1 protein-coding gene is annotated in these 2,787 nt (G+C 74.1%); it reads right to left on the bottom strand.

Annotation, left to right across the window (positions count from 1 at the left end; all coding sequences use genetic code 11):
* Positions 1–214 precede the first annotated feature (214 nt).
* Positions 215–2,787, bottom strand: a 2,573-nt coding sequence (locus E1264_RS41765; protein WP_132182987.1) for an AAA family ATPase, incomplete at its 5' end; no start/stop codon positions are given.

Below are 2,787 nucleotides of genomic sequence, written 5' to 3'. Positions count from 1 at the left end.
GCCTCAAACGGCAGGCACGACGCCCCGAACGCCAGGCACGGAGCCTCAAACGGCAGGCACGACGCCCCGAACGCCAGGCACGGAGCCTCAAACGGCAGGCACGACGCCCCGAACGCCAGGCACGGAGCCTCAAACGGCAGGCACGACGCCCCGAACGCCGGGGGCTGAAGTCTCGAACGCTAGGCACGAAGTCCCGAACGCCGGGCGCGGAGTTTCAAGCGTCAGGTGCGATGCCCCGAGCGCGCAGGTCGTGCTCGCAGCGGCGGAGGAGCGCGACGCTGCCGTGGCCGGACGCCGTTCGCGCGGCGGAACGCAGCCGCGAGACGGCCTGCTCGCGGTCGTGGTCGTAGGCGGCGCGCATCCGCATCACCTCGGGCAGCCACCAGACATCGTCGTGGGACTGCGCGGCGGAGAGCGCGGCGTCAAGGGTCGCGCGCGCCGCGTCCGGACGGTCGTCGCGCGCCAGCAGATCGGCCAGCAGCGACAGCCAGTAGGGCATGCGGGCAAACGAACCCTGGGCACGGAGGTTCCCGATGCCTTCGCGGGCGAGGTTCACGCCTGCCGGGCCGCCGCGGTGCCACCCGTCCAGGATCAGGCCCCATTCCCGGTAGTAGGCGAAGTCGTAGCGGCCGCACAGTTCGCGCAGCTCGGTGACGGTTTCCTTCAGCTTGGACATGTCGCGGCGCATCTGGTGGGTGACGCTGCCGTAGGCGAGGGCCACGGCCAGGACGTAGGGGTGCCCGGTGGTCCGGGCATGCTTGATCGCGTCGTTGCAGCTGGCCAGGGCCTCTTCGTCGTGGCCGAGGAGCCAGTGGGCGTGGGCCGCCCAGGCCGTTCCGTGGACGTCCGGACGGGTGCCGACGCTGAGCATGAACGCGCCGCGTGTCAGCGTGACGGCGAGTTCCAGGTGCCGGAGGCCGTCGGCGGGCCTGCCGAGGGTCATGGCTCCTCCGCCGACGGCGAAGTGGGCCGGGCCGCTCGCCGGGGAGTCGGGGTCCGCGCTGTTCAGGGCCTGGACCGCGGCCCGATATCCCTCGGTGATACGGCCTTGGACGAACCGCGACGTCCAGAGCACGACCAGGCCGTCCAGCAACGATTCGTCGTCGCCGAGCGACTCGGCCAGCGCGACGGCGCGTTCGGTCGTCTCCCGCAAGTGTGGGGAGGAGTAGCCGTACCTGGCGTTGAGCGGCGCCGCCATGGCCTTGAGGATCTCGAGTTCCTTGGCGTCCCTGGCGCGGCCCTCGGGCATGGCGCGGATGATCGCCAGCGCCTCCCGCAGCAGCCGGATCGACTCGGTATGCGCGAACAGCCCGCCCGCGACCTCGGCGGCCCGCCGGTAGTAGGCGAGGGCGCGGTCGGGACGCCCGCCGCGCGCGTACTGCTCGGCGAGCTGCGCCGATACCGCGTCGGTGTCGTCGGCGTGCAGCAGCTCCAGGCCCTGCGCGATCCGGCGGTGCAGCAGCCACCGCTTCGGCGGCGTGACGCCCGCGTACGCCGCGTCCCGCAGCAGGTCGTGGGAGAAGTCGTAGCCGCCCCGGAACTCCCGCATGATCCTGTGGCGCCACAGCTCGTCCACGGCCTCGACGACGACTCCGGCGTCGAGGTCGCTGGCCTCGGTGAGCAGGTCGAGGGTGAAGTCGGTCCCGACCGCGGCGGCGAGCCCGGCGATCTCGCGAGCCGGGGCGGACGCCCGCTCCAGGCGGTTGCGCAGGACCGAGGTAAGGTCACCGACCCCCACGCCAGCCCCAGCCACAGCCTCAACCCCCGCCCCGACAGCGTCCGGGCCGGTGCCGATTCCGTCTGGGGAGGCGCCGCCGCGGAGGGTTTCCACCACGTAGAGCGGGAAGCCGCCCGTCGTCGCGTGGAGCAGGGTCGCGTCGGCCTCGGGGAGGCGGCGTCCGGTGATCGCCTCGGCGAGGCCCGCCGTGCCTTCGGCTTCCAGCGGGTCGAGGGTGAGGTCGGTGAGGAGGCCGGCGGTCCGCATCCGGACGGTCCAGTCCGCGAGCTCCGGGCCGTCCCCGAGTCCCTCGTCGCGCAGCGTCCCGGCGATCATGACCGGGGCGTCGCCCGCCAGGCCCAGGTAGAAATTCAGGAACGCGAGGGTGTCCTGGTCGCACCACTGCATGTTGTCCAGGACGAGCACCATCGGCTGACCGACGGCCATCAGCGCCCGCGCCAGCCCCTCGAAGAAGCGGGGCCGCTGCCATGCGTCCGCCACGGGCCTCACTCCGGCACCCCGCGGTCCGTCGCTCCGCGGTCCGTCGCTCCGCGGTCCGGCACCCCGCGGTCCGTCGCTCCGCGATCCAGTGCTCCGCGGGACGGTGCTCCGCGTCCCGTGGCCCTTGACCGGGACCAGGCGGTCGACCTCGGCGCGCCATGTCTCGTCGAGCGTCGCGGTGGCGGATCGTGCGGCCGGGGTGCGCAGCCAGTCCGCGACGGGAGCGAGCGCCAGCCGTCCGGACGACCCGAAGCACTGGCTGGACGCGACCACGGCGCCCTGCCGCCGGGCCAGCTCCGCGAACTCGGTCACCAGGCGGGTCTTCCCGACTCCGGCGGCGCCCCGGACCAGCGTGCAGCCGGGACGGCCCGCCACGGCCGTCCGCCACAGGTCGCGCAGGACATCGAGCTCCCGCGACCGCCCGACGAGCCGGGCCAGACCGACACCGGACCGGCCCGCGTCCGGCACGGCGACCGCCGCGTCCGCCGCCGCCCCGCCCACGCCGCCGCCCGCTCCCGCTCCCGCTCCAGCGCGCGCCACATCCGCACCCACGCTCGCACCCGAGCCCG

This window comes from Actinomadura sp. KC216 (assembly GCF_004348535.1).
Classification (GTDB): domain Bacteria; phylum Actinomycetota; class Actinomycetes; order Streptosporangiales; family Streptosporangiaceae; genus Spirillospora.
Note: the sequence above shows the minus strand (reverse complement) of the source record. Positions and strands in the feature narration are given on the sequence as shown.